The organism is Acidothermus cellulolyticus 11B, assembly GCF_000015025.1.
In the GTDB taxonomy this organism is placed as follows: Bacteria; Actinomycetota; Actinomycetes; order Acidothermales; family Acidothermaceae; genus Acidothermus; species Acidothermus cellulolyticus.
Genome location: NC_008578.1, coordinates 955,524 through 976,537 on the forward strand (window position 1 = coordinate 955,524; position 21,014 = coordinate 976,537).

A 21,014-nucleotide genomic window follows, 5' to 3' on the forward strand; every position below is an offset into this window, starting at 1 on the left:
CACTGCTGCGCGCGTCCGATGAATCCCCGCAGACCCGCTGAATCAGCCGCGCCGGGAAATCCGGCGGCGGGCCGGGCGGTTGACACCGTCGTGTTGCGTGCCCGCGATGTTGCATGGGGCCGGATGCGGGCCGGGGCGCGGTCGTCTCACTGTTCGTCGACCCGGGCATGTGCCCGTCGACCGAACACGTAAAGGACCAATTCAGACGGCCGGCCGATGACGATCCGCCGCGGTGGACGTCGTCCGATCACAATCTGTTGTGCCGTTCCCGCCCGCCGCAATTCGACGGCGTCCCGGCGGAGAACCAGTCGGGCGATCCGCCGCAGCCGCACCCAGAGGACCTCCTCGACGTCATCGCCCAGGTCACGGGGTTGCCACTCCGGCTGAGCGCGGCGGACGTCCTCGTGGTGCACGAAGAATTCGATGCCGTTCGCCGCCTCGCGGAGCACCGGCCAGGCAAGCGGTGACCACCGGGGTGGTCCCGCGCCCAACCGTTCCACCAGCGCGGGGAAATCGCCGGCCGCCAACCGTGCCTGCGCTCGTTCGGTGTAGCGGCGCAGCAGGGGCAGTGCGATGCCGACCGCGGCGAACGGATGCGACTCGCGGAGCACCAGGTGTGCCGCGAGATCCCGGGTGCGCCAGCCCGTGCAGAGGGTCGCGGCGTCGGGTCCGAGGCGGAGCAGCAGGTCGGCCAGGGCGGCCCGCTCGCGAGGCTCGAGCGCCGTGCGGCTGGAACTCGTTGCCGTCGAGCGGGGACGCCGCGGCCTGCGGCGGGCGATGCGGCGGAGGGAACCGGTGCGTTTCAGCGGCACGGGGGCAGCGTAACCGCGTGACGTGAGACGGCGTATTACGGTGGGGCCATGTCAAATCCGCGCGGAGCGGCTCCGCTCGAACATCGGGAACCACCGCAGCGATCTCCTGATCATGACGTCGATGTGCTGATCGTCGGTGCCGGTCCCGCCGGGCTGTACGCCGCGTACTATGCCGGCTTCCGGGCGATGTCGGTCGTGGTGCTCGACTCACTCACCGAACCCGGCGGCCAGCTGGCGGCGCTCTACCCCGAGAAGGTGATCTACGACGTCGGCGGAATTCCGGCGATTCTCGGCCGCGAACTCGCCGCCGACCTCTACAAGCAGGCGATGACCTACAACCCGGTCATGCTCTTGGGACACGGCGCTGACCAGCTCTTCCGATTGGACGACGGAAGCTTTCTCGTGACGACGACAACCGGCCTGCTCATTCACGCGAAGGCAATCATCGTGACAGCGGGAATCGGTGTCTTCACGCCGAGACGGCTGCCGGTCGGCCAGGAGTATGAGGGGCGGGGGCTGCGGTACTTCGTCCCGAATCCGCAGGAGCTTGCCGGGAAGCGGATCCTCGTGGTCGGCGGCGGGGACAGCGCGGTCGACTACGCCCTGATGCTGGAGAAGGTCGCGGCTTCGGTCACCCTCATTCATCGCCGGCACGAGTTCCGCGCCCATGAGGCATCCGTCGAACAGTTGCGGGCTTCGTCGGTGCGCATCCTGACGCCTTACCAAGTCTCCGCGGTATACGGCGACGACCGCGTAACGGCGGTGGATGTGACCGACCACGACACGAAACACGTCGAACGATTGGACGTTGACGAAATCGTTGCGGCGCTCGGGTTCGTCGCCGAATTGGGGCCGCTCGCCGAGTGGGGGATGGAACTTCGGCAGCGGCACATCGTCGTCGACACAACGATGGCGACCAGTGTGCCGCGGATTTACGCCGCGGGTGACATCGCGGATTATCCCGGGAAAGTGAAACTCATTTCGGTGGGATTCGGTGAAGCGGCGATTGCGGTGAATAATGCCGCGGTCGCGATCGACCCGTCGAAGAAACTCTTTCCTGGGCATTCGTCGGACCCCGACCGCCATCCCACCGAACGGTAGGCGTCCGGTCACAAAGAGTGATCACTCGATCGGGGGATTGTGACCGCTGTTCCGGGGCGAAACGCTTCCCGCCATGAACGGAATTCCCCGCCGCGCGCGCGGCCGTCTGCTCCGCGCAGTGGCCGCCGTCGCGACCCTCGTGTCGGCGCTCGTCGGCACCGCAGCGGTTGCGCAACCGGCCGGCGCCGCGTCGTACGCCGTCCCGGCCTCCGTGATCGCCGACGATGCCGCGTGGATTCTACAAGGTCAACTTCCCGACGGAGCGATCGCCTGGTACATCGACAAGCAGCGCATTTCCCCATACCTGGCGAATTACGCCGCGATCGGTCTTGCCGAGGCGACACGGGTGACGGGTGACCGCCGCTATGCGGACGCGGCGTGGTCATGGCTCGTGTGGTACGCCGGCCACGAAGACGCGAATGGATTTGTCACCGACTACACCGTCGACGCCGCCGGAATTGAGAATTCCACCGGCGACGAGGATTCGACGGACGCATACGCCGGGACATTCCTTGCCGCCGTCCGCGCCGTCTTCCGTGTCGAGCCGGACGTCGGTCGGCTCGCCGCGCTGCACGCCGGAATTCAAGGCGCCGTCCGGGCCATTCTCGCGACGCAGGACGTTGACGGGTTGACGTTCGCCAAGCCCGGCTGGCCGGTGAAATACCTCATGGATCAGGCAGAGGCCTACCGGGGTCTGGTCTCAGCCGCCGAGTTGGGTCTCGTCCTCGGCGACGGAGTACTCGTGTGGCGCGCGCTGTCCGCGGCTGCGCGGCTGGCGGTCGGTGTCGGAAGCCTGTGGAATTCCGCGACGATGAGCTACGACTGGGCGGTCGACGCCGCCGGGCAGCGCACGGTGACGAATTGGGCGCAGTTGTATCCCGACGCGATGGAGCAGGCGTGGCTCGCCTCCACCACGGCCATCTCCCCTAACCGGGCACGCATCCTCGTTGACCAGCTGGGGGCCACCGAATCGCAGTGGAGTCAGCCGACGGCCGGCGCGCAGATCGACGGCGCGCCGGGGACGGTCGGGTACTGGCCGCAAGCCGGGTGGGCGCTGCTCCGGCTCGGCCGGTGGGACGCCGCGCAGGCCGCCGCTGCAAGCATCCGCGCCGCAGCTCTCGCCACCGGACGGGCGTGGCCGTTCACCACTGGCGTCGCAGGGCAGTTGATCGTGCTCGAAGCGGGCGACCCATCGCTCATCCTGCCGTGAGGGACCTGGTACCGCGCCGGTGCGCCGCTTCGCCGCCGCTGTGGACCGCGCCGGTGACGCGGACCGCCGGCTGGTTTGCGGACGGGCGGTTTCCCGAGTCAGACCACCTGCGGATGCAGGCCGCCGACACCGACCACCTGCGGATGCAGGCCGCCGACACCGACCGCCCAGCTGCCCCGATTTGGGCCGCCGATCATCCTGTGATCCAGAATCTCGGCGTGGCGGGTGGCGGAACCGCTTGCGGACCGGCAGAATGTCATCACACGTGGCGCTGGCTGCCGCACCCGCACCGAGGCCGCTGGGGAAGGCGTCCCTCGTCGAGATTGCGGAGGTACTGGTGGCCACGTGTGGTGTGCTCTATATTCACTCGGCGACACCGGCAGTCGTGCCTCACGTGGAGTGGGCAACCGCCGGTGTCATTGGCATGTCCGTGCACTTTGATTGGCAGGGGCAACCGGCCGCGCCGGGTCACCTGCGGGCGGAGGTCGCTTGGAGCGGGCCGGCTGGGACGGCCGGCCGGCTGGCGTCCACCCTGCGTGGTTGGCCGATTCGCTTTGAGGTGACCGAGGATCCGAGTCCCGGAGCGGACGGCGAACGCTACGCGTTCACCCCGAGCCTTGGCCTCTACCACGCGTTGACCAGCGCCAACGGCGACCTCGTCGTACCGGAGAACAGGCTTCGCATGCTCCTCGCCACGGGAGGCGATATCTCCGCTGCACTCGACCTGCTCCTCGGCGGACCGTGGGACGCCGAGCTTGAAGCCTTCCGGCATGCCGGTGAGGGGGCACCGGTGCGCTGGCTGCATCGGGTTGGGTGATCCGCCGCGGGCCGCCCGGAGTTTTCCCCTGGGTGGCCGCCGGGTCTGGTGGTCGTGGGTTCGCCCGGTACAGTAGGGGGCACAGCGGAGGGGAGTATCCCCGAGCGCGTCGCTCGTCAGCACGGTCCATGACCCGGGCGTCGCGGCCCTCGTAGGCGGGAGAGACCTCCGGCAGCCGTCGACTGCTGGAGGAACCGTGCTGATCATCCACTGGTGGGTCTATCTGCTCACCATCGCCGTCCTCGGGGTGCTCATCGTCGCCGACGTCTGGCTGTCGGTGCGTCGTCCGCATGTGCCGTCGATGCGCGAAGCGGCCGCTTGGATCGGCCTGTACGTCGGTCTGGCCGCCGTGTTCGCCGCCGGGCTTGGCCTGCTGAGCGGTTGGCGGTGGACGGGGGAATTCGTTGCGGGCTGGCTCACCGAATACAGTCTCTCCGTCGACAACATCTTCGTTTTTGCGCTCCTCTTCGTCTCGTTCGGTACGCCGGCGGTGTACCAACAGAAAGCGCTGCTGTGGGGAATTGTCATCGCGCTCGTCTTGCGGGGAGCGTTCATCGCGGCCGGAGCGGCGGCCATTCAACGGTTCACCGCGACGTTCTACGTCTTCGGCGCGATTCTCTTCATCACAGCGGTCCAGTTGCTCCGGAGCAGCGGGCATGCCCCCGACCCGAAACGCAATCCGCTCTGGCGGCTTGCCGCGCGCGTGCTGCCGACCACGGATTCCTATGCCGGTGGAAGAATTGTCACCCGGGACGCCGGCCGGTGGGTGACGACGCCCCTGTTTCTCGTCCTCATCGCGATCGGGACGACTGACGTGCTCTTTGCCCTCGATTCCATTCCAGCCATTTACGGCCTGACGCGGGAGCCGTACATTGTCTTGACAGCCAATGCCTTTGCCCTCATGGGCTTGCGGCAGCTGTATTTCCTCCTGCTCGGCCTGCTCGGGCGACTCCGGTATCTGCGGCACGGCTTGGCGGTGATCCTCGGTTTCATCGGCGTGAAGCTCGTTCTCGAAGCGGCGCATCAGAGTGTCGAGGGATTGCCGGAGGTGCCCATCTGGCTCTCACTCGCGGTGATTTTCGCCGTCCTTGCGGTCACCACGCTGCTGAGCGTGCTGCGGACGGCGCGTCCCGCGCCGGTCGAGCCGGCACGGCCTAGTGGGACCGGCGGATCGAGCTCTGACGCACGATCAATTGAGCCGGGACGACGTACGAGTTCTGCGCCGCCTCACCGCTGATTTCGCTGATGAGCAGTCGGATGGCGTGCTCGCCGACGGCGGCGAAATCCTGCCGGATCGTGGTGAGGGGTGGGGCGAAGTACGCCGCCTCGGGAATGTCGTCGAAGCCGACGAGCAGAACGTCCCGCGGCACGCGGATGCCGTGTTCGTGAAACGCCCGCAGCACCCCAAGGGCCATCTGATCGTTGGCGACAAAGACCGCGTCAACCTCTTGGATCTTCTCGACCAGGAGCAAGCCCGCGCGATAGCCGGAGGCGGGCGTCCAGTCGCCGTAGAGCACACCGGGCGACTGAAGACCCGCTGCTTTCAACGCAGACCGCCAGCCGCGGGCGCGAGCCTGGGCGTGCAGCCAGCTCCGCGGGCCGGCGATGTGCCAGATGCGCTCCGCGCCATGCTCAAGGAGGTGGTTCGTGGCGAGGCGGGCGCCACCAGCTTGATCGACGTAGACAGCAGGAACGTCGCCGGCGAGCGCGTCACCAGCGGTCACCATCGGAACGCGGTGGTGCAGCGGTGAAAGGGCTTGACCGATCTGGCTGCTCGGTGCGATGACGACGATTCCCTCGACCGCCTGACTGGTCAGCCGATCGAGTCCTTCGGCGGCGCTCCGGGGGTCGACGGTTTTGATGCTGGTGATGGTGAGGGAGAACCCGGCACGCCGGGCGGCGTTCTCGACCGCGTAAAGGGTTCCAGCCGGCCCATACAGCGTGGTGTCGATCGTGAGGACACCGATGACTCCCGAGCGGCGAGTCGCCAGCGCCCGGGCGGCGGTGTTCGGCTGGTAACCAAGCTCTTTGATCGCAGCCAGTACCCGTCGCCGTGTCTCCTCGCGGACCGCCGTGTGATTGTTCAAGACCCGCGAGACCGTCATGTGCGAGACGCCGGCAAGCCGTGCGACGTCCGCCATGTTCACCGGCCGGGCCTGGGCGCGCGCCGTCCGAGCCTGCGTGGGTTCGGCGGCTGGCAGCGATCGACCGGTGTGAGCGGATGGCAACCGTCGTGAGCGGGTTCGGTCAGCCATGGCCTTCCGCATCGTCGAGTGGCTCCGTACCGCAGACGGTCACCGGGTGAGGGAGTGGATCGGCGCTCTCAGCATATCGCGCTGGTCGCAGGCGCCCAGGCTTGCCGCTGACCGAGATCCGGTGAGGTTGCGCGGTCGCGTTCGCCCTGCGGCGTACAGCAGTTAGCGCTCACATTTAGTGGCCGGTGTCCAACGTGCCGCGCACGAGCAGCGTCGGCAACTTTTCGGTCCTCATCCTGTATAGGGACTCAAGGAGGCCGACAATGCCCGCTCACACCATGGGACGAGGTCGGCGACGCCCTTGACGACACGCAATTCCCCGCGCGACGATACGTGCAGGTGATAACGCTAACATTAGGTGCGCGGTGAGAACCTCGCCGTCGGGTCCGCACGGCGCGATCCGGCGGCGAGCCGAACAGCGCGTCCTGCGGGAGGGTGGCTGGGCATGGCAGCGCCGGTGGTAGAAGGCGATCCGCTCGTCGTGGGCGTGGATTTCGGCACGCTGTCGGGTCGGGCCGTGGTGGTCCGGGTCGCCGACGGCGCGGAGTTGGCCAGTGCCGTGCACGAGTACCGGCACGGCGTCTGTACCGACGCGCTGCCCACGGGGGAGCGGTTGCCGGCGGATTGGGCGTTGCAGGTACCGTCCGATTACCTTGAGGTGCTGCGCACGGCAGTCCCGAAAGCATTGGCGGAGAGCGGCCGGTCTCCCCGGGACGTCATCGGCATCGGCACCGATTTCACCGCCTGCACCGTCCTGCCGGTACGTGCCGATGGGACACCCCTCTGCGAAACACCGGAGTTCGCACGGCGTCCGCACGCCTACGTGAAGCTGTGGAAACACCATGCCGCTCAGCCCTACGCCGACCGGATCAACGAGGTGGCGCGCGACCGCCGCGAGCCGTGGCTGGCCAGGTACGGCGGACGGATTTCGTCGGAATGGGAATTCGCGAAGGGACTTCAACTTCTCATCGAGGATCCGGAAATTTACGCGGCAGCGGACCTGTGGGTTGAGGCTGCGGACTGGATCGTCTGGCGGCTGTCGGGCCGATACGTCCGCAATGCGTGCACCGCAGGCTACAAGGGGCAGTATCAGGACGGCAGGTATCCGAGTCAGGATTTCCTTGCTGCACTGGATGAGCGCTTCGCGGATTTCGTCGCCGCGAAGCTGGCCGGACCGGTCGCCGCTCTCGGGGAGGCAGTCGGCAGGCTGACCGAAGAGGCAGCCGGGTGGACCGGCCTTCCCGCCGGCATCCCGGTTGCGGTCGGCAATGTCGATGCGCACGTCACCGCCGCAGCCGCACACGCGTTGGCGCCGGGCCAGATGGTGGCGATTATGGGTACGTCAACGTGCCACGTGATGAATTACGACCGGCTTGTCGAGATTCCGGGGATCTGCGGCGTGGTGCGGGACGGCATCGTCCGGGGGATGTGGGGATATGAAGCGGGGCAGAGCGGCGTCGGCGATATTTTCGGCTGGTTCGTCGAGCACGGCGTTCCCCCGTCGTACCACGCGGCGGCCGCGGCACGCGGTGTGGACCTGCACGGGTATCTCTCCAGCTTGGCGGCACGGCAACGCGTCGGCGAACACGGCCTGGTGGCGTTGGACTGGCACAGCGGCAACCGCTCCGTCTTGGTCGACCACGAACTCTCCGGCGCCGTGCTCGGCCTCACGTTGACGACCAGACCGGAGGACGTCTACCGCGCGTACGTCGAGGCGACCGCTTTCGGCACCCGGCTCATCATGGAAACCTTCGCCGCACATGGATTACCGGTCACCCAGCTCACCGTCGCCGGCGGTCTGGTCAAGAATCCGTTCGTCATGCAGGTGTACGCGGACGTGCTCGCGATGCCGCTGTCGGTCCTGGATTCGGCCTGCGGTCCGGCCCTCGGCGCGGCGATTCACGCCGCTGTCGCGGCCGGCGCTTATCCGGACGTGCCGGCTGCGGCCGCCCGGATGGCCCGGGTGCGTCGCGATGTGTACCGCCCGAACGGGGCGAACGTTGCCGCGTACCACGACCTCTATGAACGGTACCGGCTGCTGCACGACTATCTCGGCCGGGAACGGCCCGATGTGTTGCACGGGCTGCACCGCCGCCGCGCCGAGATTCTCGAGATCCGTAGTGCGGGGGACGCGTCGTGACAATCGCTTCGTCGGACGTCATCGCGCAACTGCGACGCGAGTTGCTCATCCTGCACCGCAAACTGGTGACCTGGGGTCTGGTGGTCTGGACGGCGGGCAACGTCTCCGCGCGGATCCCCGGCGAACCGCTCATGCTCATCAAACCGAGCGGGGTGGACTACGATCTGCTGCGCGAAGAATCCTTCGTCGTCTGCGACTTCTCCGGTGGCCGGGTCGAGGGTTCGCTCACCCCCTCCAGCGACGCCCGCAGTCACGGCTACATTTACGCGCACATGCCACACGTCGGCGGCGTCGTCCATACCCATTCGCCCTACGCAACGGCCTGGGCGGCGCGAGGCGAACCGATACCATGCATCCTTACCGCGATGGCCGATGAATTCGGCGGCCCCATTCCAGTCGGACCGTTTGCACCGATCGGCGACGAGCGGATCGGCCGCGGCGTGGTGGAGACGCTCCGCACGTCACGATCTCCGGCTGTTCTGATGAAGAACCACGGTGTTTTCGCCGTCGGTGCGACGGCGGAGGCTGCGGTCAAGGCGGCCGTGATGTGCGAAGACGCCGCCCGCACCGTCTACTTGGCGCGCAACCTCGGCGAGGTCGAACCATTGCCGGCGCACGACATTGACGCCCTGCACCGCCGCTATCAGACGGCGTACGGCCAACGGTGACGAAACGGAGAGTCCATGACCGACCTGCCCTATCCGGAATATGAGTGTTGGTTTCTCACCGGCAGTCAGCATTTGTACGGCGAGGACGTTCTTTCCGCGGTGGCCCGGCAATCCCAGGCCATCGTGGAGGCGCTCAATGCCGCAGGACTACCGGTGCGGTTGGTGTGGAAACCGGTCCTGACCGACGCCACAGGCATCCGGCGCATGTGCAGCGAGGCAAGCGCAACCGACGCGTGCATCGGCGTCATCGCGTGGATGCACACGTTCTCCCCGGCAAAAGCCTGGATCAATGGATTGCTGGCGCTGCGCAAGCCGCTGCTTCACTTGCATACGCAGGCGAATCTCACCCTTCCGTGGTCGACCATCGACATGGACTTCATGAATCTCAACCAGGCCGCCCACGGCGATCGCGAGTTCGGCTATGTGGCCGCTCGGTTGGCCATTCCGCGGAAAATCGTCACCGGTCATTTCTCGGACCCCGACGTGGTGCGGGACATTGCCGCATGGCAGCGCGCCGCCGCCGGATTGGCGGATCTGCGGTCCACGCGGCTCGTCCGGTTCGGCGACACGATGCGAAACGTTGCGGTCACCGACGGCGACCGGGTCGAGGCGCAAATCCGGCTGGGCAGTGCCATCGAGACGTACGGCGTTCACGACCTCGGGGTACGGGTCGATGCCGTCGCCGAGAGCGACGTGGACGCCCTCGTTGACCGGTACCTTGCCGACTATGACATGGCACCGGAACTCACCATCGGGGGCGCGCGCCACGAGTCACTGCGGTACGCAGCGAAACTCGAACTTGCCTTGCGGTCCTTCCTCCACGACGGACGATTCACTGCCTTCACCACGAATTTCGAGGACCTCGGACCGCTCCGCCAGCTTCCCGGCATCGCAGTTCAACGGCTGATGGCCGACGGCTTCGGGTTCGGCGCCGAAGGTGATTGGAAAACCGCCCTCCTGGTCCGCGCGGTCAAGACGATGAGCCGCGGCCTGCCGGGCGGCACCTCATTCATGGAGGATTACACCTACCACCTGGAACCCAGCGGCCGGCTCGTCCTCGGTGCGCACATGCTCGAAGTCTGTCCGACACTGACGTCTGCAACGCCGCGCTGTGAGATTCACCCGCTGCTCATGGGCGGACGCGAGGACCCGGTGCGGCTCGTCTTCACCGCGGATCCAGCTCCGGCCGTCATCGTGGGACTGTGCGACATGGGTGACCGACTCCGCCTTGTCGCGAACACCGCCGACCTGGTTGCCCCGCCTGAACCATTGCCGCGGCTGCCGGTGGCTCGCGCCGTGTGGCAGCCGCACCCGGAGCTGAAAACCGCCGCTACGGCGTGGATCGCCGCCGGCGGACCGCATCACACCGCGCTGTCAACCGCCGTCAGCGCAAGGGAAATCCGGGACTTCGCCCGGATGGCCGGCCTCGAGCTTGTCCTCATTGACGAGCACACCGCACTTGACGCCGCCCTCGACCGGCTCTGGGCAATCGAACAAACCCGCGCATCGCGGCCGTGGTGACAATGTTGCCGTGGTGACGTCGCGGCCGTGGTGACGCCGCTGGCTGTGCGTTCCTGCTCTAGTGACGCCGCCGGTTGCGCCGACAGGAGTGTCAGAGGGGGATGTTGCCGTGCTCGCCGCGGACCGGCGGCGCGGCGGCAATGGCATCCGCGATGGCGCTGCGGGTTCGGGCCGGGTCGACGACGTCGTCCACTACGCCCAAGGCAACAGCCTTCTCGATACCGCCGGCGATTTTCTCATGCTCGGCGGCAAGTTCCAGTTCCAGCGAGGGACGGAGCGCCTCACCGACTTCGGCAAGCTTGCGCCGGTGCAGGATCCGTACAGCGGCGACCGCCCCCATGACGGCGACCTCCGCACCCGGCCAGGCCAGCACCCGGGTGGCACCGAGTGCGCGGGAATTCATCGCGATGTACGCGCCGCCGTAGGCTTTCCGGGTTATCAAGGTGATGCGTGGCACGACGGCCTCGGCAAAAGCGTGCAGGAGCTTCGCGCCGCGACGGACCACGCCGTCCCACTCCTGCCCCAGTCCCGGTAGATATCCCGGGACGTCGACCACCACCACCAGCGGCACCCCGAACGCATCGCACATCCGGACAAAGCGGGCCGCCTTCTCCGCCGACGTCGTGTCCAGGCAGCCGCCCAGCCGGAGCGGATTGTTCGCGATGACACCGACCGTACGGCCGGCGAGCCGGCCGAGAGTGGTCACAATGTTCGGCGCCCACTTCGGGTGCAATTCGACGCCGGGGGAGTCAAGCAGCCCGTCGACGAGCGGGTGCACGTCGTAGGCCCTTTTCGCTGCTTCCGGAATCCGGTCCGCGAGGTCGACGTCCACCAGCGGCGCGTCGCCCAATTTCCCCTGATTCCCCAGCAGCGCAACCACGTCCCGTGCGTACCCCAGCGCCTGCTCATCGGAGTCCGCGAGCAGGTGAACGACGCCGCTTCGGCGGCCGTGCACTTCTGCACCACCCAACCGCTCCATGTCGACGTCCTCGCCGGTCACACTCCGCACGACATCCGGTCCGGTCACGAAAATACGGCCAGCCGGGCCCATGATGACGATGTCCGTGAGGGCCGGCCCGTACGCCGCCCCACCGGCTGCCGGGCCCAGAACCACCGAAATCTGCGGGATTTTTCCCGAAGCTCGGGTCATTGCGGCGAAAACCCGCCCGACCCCGTCGAGACTCTCGACACCTTCGCGCAATCGAGCGCCGCCGGAATGCCAGAGCCCGACGATCGGCGCGCCGTCGGCGAGTGCCCGGTCGTATGCGCCGACGATGACCGAGCATCCGACACTGCCCATGGCCCCACCTTGAATCGTGGGGTCGCTAGCGAATGCAACCGTGTGCGTGCCGGCGACGGTGCCGACACCGGCCAGGACACCGCAATCGTCGAGGGGGCTGATGGGCTGGAAAGTCCCCGGATCAAAGAATGCGCCGAGCCGCGCGGTGGGCGTGCGCGGGTCGAGGTCCTGCGGTCCGGATGTGCCCGGCCGGGTGTCGTGTGCGTCGTGCGTCACGGAGTTCCCTCAGCTCGCTCGGATGACGAGGACGACGTTGTGCCCGCCGAAACCGAAGGAATTGGACAGCGCCGCGCCGTCCCGCAACGGTCTCGGTTCGAGAGCGGCGATGTCGAGGTCCACCTCGTCGTCCTGGTTCTCCAGATTCAGCGTGGGTGGTGAGACTTTTTCTCGGACGGCGAGAAGCGTCGCGATCGCCTCCACCGCACCGGCGGCGCCGAGAAGGTGACCGAAGGACGATTTCGGCGCGGTGACGACGATGCCATCGGCCGCGGATCCGAAAACTTCCCGGATTCCTTTGGCCTCCGCAACATCTCCGATCGGCGTGGAGGTGGCGTGCGCGTTGATGTGCACGATGTCAGCTGGGCTGAGATCGGCGTCGGCGAGTGCCGACCGCAGGGCCCGAACGGCTCCGCGCGCCTCCGGATCGGGGGCGGTGATGTGGTAGCCGTCGGAACTCAGCCCGGCGCCGGCGATTTCGCCGAGAATCCGGGCGCCCCGGGCGCGGGCGTACTCGAATTCTTCGAGGACGACGGCACCCGCCCCTTCGCCCATGACGAAACCGTCGCGCGCCTTGTCGTACGGCCGGGAGGCCCGCTCGGGCTCGTCATTGCGGGTCGACAGCGCCCGCATCGAAGCGAAAGCGGCCAGCGGAAGGGCGTGGATCGCCGCCTCGGTTCCGCCGCACACGGCGACGTCCGCCCGGCCGGACCGAATCATCTCCAAGCCGTAGGCGATCGCCTCCGCTCCGGAGGCGCACGCGCTGACCGGGGTGTGCACGCCGGCTTGCGCGCCAAGGTCGAGCCCGACCGCTGCGGCCGGGCCGTTCGGCATCAGCATCGGCACGGTGTACGGCGACACTCGCCGCGGCCCTTTCTCGCGGAGGACGTCGTACGCGTTGAGCAGGGTGGTGACCCCGCCGATGCCCGAAGCGAAAACGACGCCCAGCCGCTCCCGGTCCACCTCGGGCCGGCCGGCGTCCTCCCACGCCTGCCGAGCCGCGATGAGAGCGAATTGCTGGGAGCGATCGAGCGTCCGGGCTTCGACCCGGTCCAGCACCTCGGTCGGCTCGACGGCTACCCGCGCGCCGATCCGCACCGGCAGGTCGGCGGCCCACTCCTCGGTGAGGGTCCGAACCCCGCTCTCACCGGCGAGGAGCCGCCGCCAGGTCGTTGCCACGTCCCCGCCAAGCGGCGTGGTGGCACCGAGACCGGTGACCACAACACGACGTCGTCCACGTTGCTGCTCAGTCACTCGTCCGCCGTCCGCTCTCGGATGAGGTCTGCTTTCGAATGATCTCCGTTGCCGTTCCGCCGGGCCTACGCGGACACCGTCGCGTTGGCGATGTAGTCCACCGCGTCGCCGACGGTCTTGAGGTTCTTGACCTCGTCATCGGGGATCCGCACCCCGAATTTCTCCTCCGCTGCAACGACCACCTCGACCATCGACAGGGAGTCCACGTCGAGGTCATCGGTGAAGCTCTTCTCGGGTTGGACGTCGGACGTCGGTATCCCGGCGACCTCGTTGATGATTTCCGCGAGACCGGTGAGGATTTCCTCTTTCGACAGGGCCATAGTGTGCTCCTTTTCGTCAGTGGTCAGGGAATCTCGACGACCTGGGCAGCATACGTGAGCCCGGCGCCAAAACCGATCAGCAGGGCCGGTTGCCCGCTCTGCACCTGGCCCTGCTCGATGAGCGCGGCCATTGCGAGCGGAATAGACGCCGACGAGGTGTTGCCCTGCGTCTCGATGTCACGGGCGATCACTGTGCTGGGCGGAAGGTCGAGTGCCTTTGCGAGTGATTCGACGATACGCAGGTTGGCCTGGTGGGGGATGAACGCGCCCAGCTCAGCCGGCCGGACCCCGGCGAGGTCCAACGCCCGACGCGCCACCGGCGCCATCTGGGTGACGGCCCAGCGGAACACACTGGGTCCGACCATCCGCAATGCGACCGGTTCAACGAGTGATCCGGCGGCCAATGCGCGCTGCACCTCGACGTACGTCGGCTGCTGGTAGATGAGCCGGGACTGTGAACCGTCGCTTCCCCATGCGACCGGGCCGATCCCCGGCCGATCCGCCGGACCGACCACCACCGCGCCAGCGCCGTCCCCGAAGAGAAAGGCCATGCCCCGATCCGTCGGATCGATGAAGTCGGTCATCCGCTCCGACCCGGCCAGGACGACGTACCGTGCGGCGCCGGAGCGGATCGCCGCGTCGGCCATCGCGAGCCCATAGCAGAACCCGGCGCACGCGGCGTTGAGGTCGTACGCCCCCGCCCGTATGGCGCCGATCAGGTGCTGAACTTCGCTGGATGCGCCGGGGGTCTGCAGGGGGTGCGAGCAGGTCGCCACGATGACGAGGTCGACGTCCTCCGGTTCGATACCGGCGTCGGCCAGCGCTTTGGCCGATGCGGCGGCTGCCATTGACACCACGGTCTCGTCGTCGCCGGCGAACCGGCGGGTGACAATCCCGGTCCGTTCCCGGATCCATGCGTCGGAGGAGTCGATTCGCTGGCAGATCTCGTCATTCGTGACGACGCGGGCCGGCCGGTATTCGCCGACCGAGAGGATGCGCGACCCCGGCGCGCCGGAGGCTGCGTTCACGCGAACACCTCGTCGGCTCTCGGATGCAACCGGACGATCGGCTGGCCCGGGGAGATCGGATCGCCGTTCTCGGCTAACCATTCGACGATCACAGCATCATGGGCGGTGACGATCTCGGCCGCTTCCCGCTTGGCAACCACCCGGCCGAGCACGGTGCCGGCGGTCACCTGCGTGCCGAGGTCCAGGGCCGCGCGTTCCAGCGTTCCGGCGATGGGCGCGACCAGCAGCCGCCAGCTCGGCGCCATGCTCGGCTCCAACTCGTGCCGATGCCGTTCGAGCAGTTCCTGGGCGGCGGGAATGTCGTCGGGTGTCTTGAGCGCGAGGGTCTCCACACCGGGCAGGGCCCTCCGGATCAGGCCGGTCAGCGTTCCTGCCGGGGGCAGCTCGATGACCGCAGTAACGCCCAGCGCGCCCAGTGTCTCCATGCACCGATCCCAGCGCACTGGCGCCGCGACCTGCTGGACAAGCCGGTTGATGACGTCCCGGCCGTGCTGGACGACCGTGCCGTCGGCGTTGGAGAGCAACCGCGTGTGCGGTTCGCCAACCGGCATTCCCGCGGTGAGCTCACGGAGCCGATCGACAGCACTCGCCATGTACGCGGTGTGGAAAGCTCCGGCCACCGCGAGCGGGCGGAGCCGGGCGCCCTCCGGTGGGTCCGCAGCCAACGCGGCGAGATCGTCGATCGTGCCGGCAGCGACGATCTGGCCGGCACCGTTCATGTTCGCCGCGGTGAGCCCGTGTTCGGCAAGCTTTGCCTGGACGGCGGCCGGGTCGCCGCCGAGGATCGCGGTCATCCCGGTGTCCCGCAGCGACGCGGCCCGGGCCATGGCCCGGCCCCGTTCCCGGACGAGAACCAGGGCGGCTTCCACCGGCAGGACGCCGGCGACCGCGGACGCGGTGAGCTCACCGACGCTGTGGCCGGCGACGGCGGCGATGTGGTGGGGAAGATTGTCGAGGACGGCGTGCGGATCGTCGTCCGGCAAGAGAGTGGCGGCTGCGGCAAGCCCGGCCGCGACGATCAGTGGCTGGGCGATCGCGGTGTCTTTGATCTCGTCTGCGCCGGCCTTGGTGCCCAGGTGGACGAGGTCAAGGTCGACGACGGCGGACCACCAGTTGAGAAGATCGGCAATTCGTGGCACATCCAGCCACGGAGTGAGCAGGCCGGGCGTCTGTGCCCCTTGGCCTGGCGCAAGGATCGCAAGCACGTCTCTACTCTGCCGCCCTCGGTGCGCTGCGTCGTTGCCGATCGGTACGAAGTCGGCTCCCGGTGTTTGTAGGAATTCTCTAATGACGGCGGCTCTCCGGTGAGCGTTCGGGCCGGTCCGGGGTGGCAGTCACGGCTTCTCTTCGGTGAGCCGGCCGTACACCAAGGCGAGGTGGAGCGCGAAGGCGTCGCGAGGATCCGTCGGGCTGTATCCCGTCAGATCCGCCACCCGACGCAGCCGGTAGCGCACCGTGTTGGTGTGGATGAACAACATCCGGGCCGTCGCCTCGAGCGAGCCGGCCTGCTCAAGGTACGTCGCCACAGTGTCGACGAGTCCGGCCGCCACCAGCGGCTGGTAAATCGACTCAACGAGCGCTGTGCGAGCCAGCTCGTCACCGTCGAGTGCCCGCTCCGGCAGGAGGTCTCGGGCGTGAACCGGGCGGGGGAGCGACGGGCGGGCCCGGGCGGCCCGCAATCCGGCAAGTGCCTCGCGGAGCGCCGGTCCCGCGGACACCAGATCCGTTGCCGTTGGCCCGATCACCACCGGCCCCGGGCCGAACTGTGCGAGCAGAGCCCGCGACGCGTGCATCGGATCAGCCACCCCGCCGAGGACGGCGATGAGCCGGTCCCCTTGGACGCCGGCGAGCACGTCCCAACCGGCGTGCCGAGCCGCCCGCCGGACGCCGTCGACGACGACCTCCGGCTCGTCGTCCGGGGTCATGCCCACCACGACTGCAACGGACGTCGGGTTGCGCCACCCGAGTGCCGCCGCCCGGGATCGGAGCACGTCGCCGGCCTCGCCGCGCACCAGGGCGTCGACGATGATGGCTTCAAGCCGGGCGTCCCAGGCGCCGCGGGACTCCGCCGCCTGCGCGTACACCTGCGCCGCGGCGAAGGCGACCTCGCGGGAGTAGATGAGGATCGCTTCCCGTAACGGGCCGACGTCCGGCGGCTCGACGATCCGCTCGACGGCGTCCTCGACAACGTCGACGGTGATGCGGACCATCTCCACGGTCTGCCGGAGGCTCACCGTCCGGGCGAGGTCCCGCGGGGCGGTGCCGAAGATTTCGGCGGTGATCTCCCTCGACCGATCCGGATGCTTGAACCAGTTGACGAACGCGGCAATCCCGGCCTGCGCGATCAACCCGACCCACGACCGGCTCTCTGCCGGTAACGCCTGGAACCACGGCAGTGTCGCCTCCATGCGGGCGACCGCTTCGCGGGCCAGCTCACCGGCCGCCCGCTCGAGGGCGCGGGCCGTCGTCGCACGGCGGCGAGGTTCCATACCGAGGGCGGGCGCGGTCACGATGGCAGGCTACGAGATCGCGGCTCATCCCGGGAGAAGGCTCGTCTCGCGGCGTTCGGGTATCCGGCGCGTGGTCGCGAGCGGCGGCGATGCGAGCCGGCGGGCTACGGCAACTGGTAGATGACGCGGCGCCAGGGAGCGCCGAGGGCGAGGTATTCCCGAGGGCGGAGCACAGGCTGGGCGTACGCAGCGGCCAGGGCGTCCCGGACCGCCTTCAGTGCTGTCTCCACGATCGTCGGATGCAACGTGGCGGACGAGACCCGGGCGATCGCCTGCGGCTGGGTGAGGACCTCATCGAACGCCTGCTCGATCGTGGCGAAATCGTGCAGGACGTCGACGACCAACGGCGCATCGACCGACAAGGCGCGGGCCCGGATTGCCGCAAGGTAGGGCGTGTTCCGCCACAGCCGGGCCAGCCCGGTGATCTCGCGCTCGCGGAGCATCGTCGCCCGGCGGCGGATCGCGAGAATCTCGCCGCGGTTCGGGTGCTCGTCGAGAGATGCGACGCGGACCACCGGTCGGCGTCCGTGCAGCCACGGCAGAATCGGCATGTGCGCGCTCCTCGACGGTTTCTCATCTGGTCGGCACCCGCGCGCCGGGTGAATAGGCATTTTTTAGCAAACCGCCCGCGGACTACCCGAACTGCCTGGGTCGGGTGGTCCGGCCGGTCGGCGTGACGGTCGTGGCGACGATGACGGTCGGCGTCTCCCGGTCGCCGGCTGCGTCAACAGGACGACGTGACGGTGGTAGCAACCATGCCCACGGTTGACCGTCGACCCGCGACGGCACGGTACGAGACGCGATCCCCAGGGATCGTGTCCCGGCACTCCTTCTCGTACGGTCGGCACTACGATCCGGCGAACATCGGTTTTGGCCCGCTGATCGCCCATAACGATGAGGTTCTGGAACCCGGCGCGGGTTACGGCTGGCACGGTCATCGCGGGATCGACATCCTCACCTGGGTGCTGACGGGGGCGCTCCGACACAGCGATGATCTCGGCAACATGCGAACGCTGGTCGGCGGGCAGATGCAGGTTCTGCACGCCGGGCACGGTGTGCGGCATTCCGAGCAAAATGCGGCAGCCGGCGTGACCCGATACCTGCAGATGTGGCTCACGGCCGATGACACCAGCGAACCCTGGTATCAGACCCCGGCGCCGGCGCAGCGGATGCGCGCGGACGGCTTCGTGACCGTTTTCACCCGTCACGATGCCCGGCTGGACGTCGCGTGCCTGCCCGCGGGCGGCACGGTGGAGCTCGCGTACGACGAACTCGCGCATCTTTTCGTCGCCACGGGGCGCGTCACGGTCGCCGTCGCCGACCGGCACGTGCTCGGCGCTGCGCCTGCCGGTATCGGCGGTCCAGATCCGGGCTGGGTGCTGGACGACGGTGATGCGGTCCGGCTCACCGGTGCGGCCACCGTTGTGCTCTACGCCGTGACCGAGGCGGAGGTGTTCGGCTGGTCGCTGAAATCCTCGCCGTCCGGTGCTGCAACCTCCTCCGACTTCGGCGAGACTAGGCAGCATCATGTCCGGTAGGTAAGGAGGGTATTGGTGAGCACGACCGCGGGCCACGCGGAGGGGCAGCGAAGCTCCGTCGAGCTTCGGCTCCGGGCCGAGAAGCTGGGTTTCTCGGCCGGGCAGGTCGTCCAGGAAATCGGGTACGACACGGACGTCGATGAGGATCTTCGGCGGGCGATTGAAGAAGTCACCGGCAACGCGCTTGTCGGCGCGGATTATGACGACGTTGTGGACGCCGTTCTCCTCTGGTGGCGGGATGGCGACGGTGATCTCGTTGATGCCTTGGTCGACGCGCTCACGTCCCTGGCCGACGGCGGCACCGTCTGGGTGCTGTCGCCCAAGGCAGGCCGACCGGGCCACGTCGAGCCTAGTGACATCACCGAAGCCGCCCCGACCGCGGGACTCGCGCAAACCAGCACGGTGAGCGCCGGCCGGGACTGGTCCGGTGCGCGGCTGGTGGCGCCGCGGTCGAAGCGACGGTGAGCGGCGTCGTCCCCGGAACGCGCGGTGGACGGCGCAATCGAGCGGGCTCATGAACGGAATCGGCGTTCTCGCGCTGGTCTGACGGTCACCTCGTCGCGTGCACGGTTTGGCCGCGCTGCCGTAGGCTGCGGCTCGCGGGCGCGTAGCTCAGTGGAAGAGCACCCGGCTTACAACCGGGGGGTCACAGGTTCGAACCCTGTCGTGCCCACGCATCTGCTCGGCTGGTTCCGGGGTCGCCGTTGATCGAACCGTAGAGCTGCGGCGTCGAGACAGCGCCCAGGTCGGCGTTGGTCCGACGGTGTCCCATGGATGCGTTCCTCGTTCACCCGCGATCTCGGGCATCTGCACGTCCGGCGGCTGTCACCGATTGACGTCCCCTGACCGTCCGGCCTAGCGTAAGGAAGCAAACGATTGTGAACTGGGAGGTGCGGATGGGTGATGAATACCCGACCGTGCATGCCGCGGCTGTCCAGGCGGCCTCCGTCTTCCTCGACCGGGAACGGTCGACGCAGAAGGCTTGTCGACTGATCCGGGAGGCGGGTCGCGGAGGCGCTGACATCATTGGTTTTCCGGAGGGATTCATTCCGGCGCATCCCATCTGGTTTCACTTCCACCCCGCAACGGGGTCGATCGCGACCGAGCTGAGCGTCGAATTATTCAAGAACGCCGTTGAAATCCCGGGACCGGAGGTAGTCGAGCTGCAGCGGGCAGCGGCTGATGCCCGCGCCTACGTTGTCGTTGGCGTCTGCGAGAAACGCCCCAATACGTTCGGCACGCTGTACAACAGCCAACTGTTCATCGGACCGGACGGTACACTTCTTGGCTGCCGCCGTAAGATCACGCCCACCGTGGGAGAGCGTCTCGTGCACACCGGCGGCAGCGGGGACGGTTTGTCGGTGTTCCGGACGGATTTCGGGCCGGCGAGTGCACTCATCTGCGGAGAGAACTCCAATCCGCTGGCCATTTTTGCGCTGACCGCGCAATACACCCAGGTGCACGTCATGAGCTGGCCGTGTCACTTTCCGACAACCGGCGCCCCGATGCGCGACCGGGTCTCGGTGGATTCCCGGGCCTTCGCTCAGATGACCAAGGCATACGTCATGAGCTGCTGTGGAACAGTCGACGAGACCGCTCTCGCGAAGCTTCGTCTCAGCCCGGACGACGAGGAACTCATCCGCCGCCCCGACTTTTGCGGCGGATCCCTCATCGTCGCACCGGATGGTCGGGTGATTGCCGGACCACTCGGCAACGAGGAAGCCATCCTCTACGCGGATTTGGATCTGGAACTCGGGATTCGGATGAAATTGCGTCACGATTTCGCCGGGCATTACAACCGCCCGGACATTTTTGAGCTTCGGATCCGCACTGCGGAGCCTCGACTGCTCACCGTCCGGGACACTGCCGAAAATCCGGTTCTCGAACAGGTCGAGGGCCCTGCGCGGGCCGAACAAGTTTCTGCACCGGTGCGGTTCGCCGTCGAGCAGGGCGGCCTGCCGAGCCTAACCGGTGGTCTCGGGGTAGACGTTGGCGGTGAGCAGCACTAGATCGCCGGTCGAATCGGCCCAAAGACCGTGGGGTTCCCGGATGTCGGTGACAATGAGATCGCCGGGTTCGATCGCCCTGCGTTCCTTTCCAACCATCGCCTCACCGCGTCCCTGGAGAACGCAGAAAACGTGTTCGTAGTCGTCGATATGTGGACCGAATGCTCCGCCGCGCTCGATCCGGGTGAGCGAGAGTCGCGTTCTGCCGCCGCGTTCGGTGGGCAGCAGCAGGTACGAGGTCACTTGATCAGCTCCTCGGCGCTCAACGTGTCGCCAACCATTTTCCTCGGGAGTAAAGATCCGGCCCATCGTCGTCCT

Annotated in this window: 20 protein-coding genes and 1 tRNA gene; 11 read left to right on the forward strand and 10 right to left on the reverse strand. The window is 67.7% G+C overall.

The window, feature by feature from the left end; translation table 11 throughout:
- Nucleotides 1-146 precede the first annotated feature (146 nt).
- Nucleotides 147-812: a TIGR03085 family metal-binding protein gene (locus ACEL_RS04475; RefSeq protein WP_011719701.1), complete on the reverse strand. Its 666-nt coding sequence runs from the start codon at nucleotides 810-812 to the stop codon at nucleotides 147-149.
- Between the two features lie 48 nt (nucleotides 813-860).
- On the opposite strand from ACEL_RS04475, the gene ACEL_RS04480 reads away from it, so the two are divergent.
- The 4 genes from ACEL_RS04480 to ACEL_RS04495 all read left to right on the forward strand — a co-directional run bounded on the left by ACEL_RS04480 (nucleotide 861) and on the right by ACEL_RS04495 (nucleotide 5,177).
- Nucleotides 861-1,913 carry an NAD(P)/FAD-dependent oxidoreductase gene (locus ACEL_RS04480; protein ID WP_011719702.1) on the forward strand — a complete coding sequence of 351 codons (1,053 nt, stop codon included), beginning with the start codon at nucleotides 861-863 and terminating at the stop codon, nucleotides 1,911-1,913.
- A 73-nt stretch (nucleotides 1,914-1,986) separates the two neighbouring features.
- A complete protein-coding gene (locus ACEL_RS04485; protein WP_011719703.1) occupies nucleotides 1,987-3,123 on the forward strand; it encodes a hypothetical protein in 1,137 nt (378 codons plus the stop codon).
- Between the two features lie 337 nt (nucleotides 3,124-3,460).
- Nucleotides 3,461-3,940: a DUF3145 domain-containing protein gene (locus ACEL_RS04490; RefSeq protein ID WP_011719704.1), complete on the forward strand. Its 480-nt coding sequence runs from the start codon at nucleotides 3,461-3,463 to the stop codon at nucleotides 3,938-3,940.
- Between the two features lie 196 nt (nucleotides 3,941-4,136).
- A complete protein-coding gene (locus tag ACEL_RS04495; RefSeq protein WP_011719705.1) occupies nucleotides 4,137-5,177 on the forward strand; it encodes a TerC/Alx family metal homeostasis membrane protein in 1,041 nt (346 codons plus the stop codon).
- Here the strand turns inward: ACEL_RS04495 and ACEL_RS04500 are convergent.
- Nucleotides 5,095-6,081: a LacI family DNA-binding transcriptional regulator gene (locus ACEL_RS04500; protein ID WP_011719706.1), complete on the reverse strand. Its 987-nt coding sequence runs from the start codon at nucleotides 6,079-6,081 to the stop codon at nucleotides 5,095-5,097. The two genes, ACEL_RS04495 and ACEL_RS04500, sit on opposite strands and share 83 nt — an antisense overlap.
- 559 nt (nucleotides 6,082-6,640) lie before the next feature.
- Between ACEL_RS04500 and araB the strand changes: the two genes are divergently transcribed.
- The 3 genes from araB to araA are packed head-to-tail and all read left to right on the forward strand — an operon-like array spanning nucleotide 6,641 to nucleotide 10,524.
- Entirely contained in the window at nucleotides 6,641-8,335 is a 1,695-nt protein-coding gene (gene araB, locus ACEL_RS04505; protein ID WP_011719707.1) for a ribulokinase, read from the forward strand.
- Entirely contained in the window at nucleotides 8,332-9,003 is a 672-nt protein-coding gene (locus ACEL_RS04510) for an L-ribulose-5-phosphate 4-epimerase (RefSeq protein ID WP_011719708.1), read from the forward strand. Before araB ends, ACEL_RS04510 begins: the two co-directional genes overlap by 4 nt.
- A gap of 15 nt (nucleotides 9,004-9,018) precedes the next feature.
- Nucleotides 9,019-10,524: an L-arabinose isomerase gene (gene araA / locus ACEL_RS04515; RefSeq protein WP_011719709.1), complete on the forward strand. Its 1,506-nt coding sequence runs from the start codon at nucleotides 9,019-9,021 to the stop codon at nucleotides 10,522-10,524.
- A gap of 91 nt (nucleotides 10,525-10,615) precedes the next feature.
- Here araA and ACEL_RS04520 read toward each other — a convergent pair whose 3' ends face one another.
- From ACEL_RS04520 to ACEL_RS04550, 7 genes are all read right to left on the reverse strand, one after another.
- A complete protein-coding gene (locus ACEL_RS04520) occupies nucleotides 10,616-12,040 on the reverse strand; it encodes an acyl-CoA carboxylase subunit beta (RefSeq protein ID WP_011719710.1) in 1,425 nt (474 codons plus the stop codon).
- Nucleotides 12,041-12,049: 9 nt separating this feature from the next.
- Nucleotides 12,050-13,294: a beta-ketoacyl-ACP synthase II gene (gene fabF, locus ACEL_RS04525; protein ID WP_011719711.1), complete on the reverse strand. Its 1,245-nt coding sequence runs from the start codon at nucleotides 13,292-13,294 to the stop codon at nucleotides 12,050-12,052.
- Between the two features lie 65 nt (nucleotides 13,295-13,359).
- Complete coding sequence (locus ACEL_RS04530; RefSeq protein ID WP_011719712.1) at nucleotides 13,360-13,614, reverse strand: acyl carrier protein; 255 nt, start codon at nucleotides 13,612-13,614, stop codon at nucleotides 13,360-13,362.
- A gap of 23 nt (nucleotides 13,615-13,637) precedes the next feature.
- On the reverse strand, nucleotides 13,638-14,642 hold the full coding sequence (locus tag ACEL_RS04535) for a beta-ketoacyl-ACP synthase III (protein WP_011719713.1): 1,005 nt from the start codon (nucleotides 14,640-14,642) through the stop codon (nucleotides 13,638-13,640).
- On the reverse strand, nucleotides 14,639-15,847 hold the full coding sequence (locus tag ACEL_RS04540; protein ID WP_011719714.1) for an acyltransferase domain-containing protein: 1,209 nt from the start codon (nucleotides 15,845-15,847) through the stop codon (nucleotides 14,639-14,641). The genes ACEL_RS04535 and ACEL_RS04540 overlap by 4 nt, the downstream gene beginning before the upstream one ends.
- Before the next feature lie 129 nt (nucleotides 15,848-15,976).
- Nucleotides 15,977-17,131 carry a PucR family transcriptional regulator gene (locus ACEL_RS04545; RefSeq protein WP_011719715.1) on the reverse strand — a complete coding sequence of 385 codons (1,155 nt, stop codon included), beginning with the start codon at nucleotides 17,129-17,131 and terminating at the stop codon, nucleotides 15,977-15,979.
- 125 nt (nucleotides 17,132-17,256) lie between these two features.
- Nucleotides 17,257-17,703 carry a hypothetical protein gene (locus ACEL_RS04550; RefSeq protein ID WP_011719716.1) on the reverse strand — a complete coding sequence of 149 codons (447 nt, stop codon included), beginning with the start codon at nucleotides 17,701-17,703 and terminating at the stop codon, nucleotides 17,257-17,259.
- A 204-nt stretch (nucleotides 17,704-17,907) separates the two neighbouring features.
- Between ACEL_RS04550 and ACEL_RS11415 the strand changes: the two genes are divergently transcribed.
- The 4 genes from ACEL_RS11415 (at nucleotide 17,908) to ACEL_RS04570 (ending at nucleotide 20,699) form a co-directional block, all read left to right on the forward strand.
- A complete protein-coding gene (locus ACEL_RS11415) occupies nucleotides 17,908-18,690 on the forward strand; it encodes a pirin family protein (RefSeq protein ID WP_011719717.1) in 783 nt (260 codons plus the stop codon).
- A gap of 15 nt (nucleotides 18,691-18,705) precedes the next feature.
- Entirely contained in the window at nucleotides 18,706-19,155 is a 450-nt protein-coding gene (locus tag ACEL_RS04560; RefSeq protein WP_011719718.1) for a DUF3052 domain-containing protein, read from the forward strand.
- A gap of 136 nt (nucleotides 19,156-19,291) precedes the next feature.
- Nucleotides 19,292-19,363 (forward strand) — tRNA-Val (locus ACEL_RS04565).
- 205 nt (nucleotides 19,364-19,568) lie between these two features.
- Nucleotides 19,569-20,699: a carbon-nitrogen hydrolase family protein gene (locus tag ACEL_RS04570; protein ID WP_011719719.1), complete on the forward strand. Its 1,131-nt coding sequence runs from the start codon at nucleotides 19,569-19,571 to the stop codon at nucleotides 20,697-20,699.
- Here the strand turns inward: ACEL_RS04570 and ACEL_RS04575 are convergent.
- The gene (locus ACEL_RS04575; RefSeq protein ID WP_011719720.1) at nucleotides 20,655-21,005 is read right to left on the reverse strand and encodes a cupin domain-containing protein; all 351 of its coding nucleotides are present in this window, start codon (nucleotides 21,003-21,005) and stop codon (nucleotides 20,655-20,657) included. The two genes, ACEL_RS04570 and ACEL_RS04575, sit on opposite strands and share 45 nt — an antisense overlap.
- Between the last annotated feature and the right edge of the window lie 9 nt (nucleotides 21,006-21,014).